At 66.3% G+C, this 261-nt stretch carries 1 pseudogene; it reads right to left on the minus strand.

The features are described from left to right. Positions 1-42: 42 nt before the first annotated feature. A pseudogene (locus JI666_RS22210) lies at positions 43-261 on the minus strand (amidinotransferase); the annotation flags it as partial.

Genomic DNA, 261 nt, shown 5'->3' on the forward strand with positions numbered 1-261 from the left:
GTCGTGTTTCTTCGCCGACGCGCTGAAAGGGGCGACGGGTCGTCATGCGAGTTCGGCGCGCAGTACGGGCCGCGTCAGGCAGGTGGGGCCGCCTTCGCAGGCGATGCACAGCGCGTCGCCTTCGAAGACCTGCACCCGGCAGCCAGCGCCTTCCATCAGCGCGCGGGTTTTCGGGAAGCCATCGACCATCACAACGTCCTGCGGCTTGAGCATCAGCACGTTCAGGTTCAGCCCGCCCGAGGCCAGAAATTCGTCTTCCGG

The organism is Bacillus sp. NTK071 (genome assembly GCF_017303315.1).
Taxonomy (GTDB): Bacteria; Bacillota; Bacilli; order Bacillales; family Guptibacillaceae; genus Guptibacillus.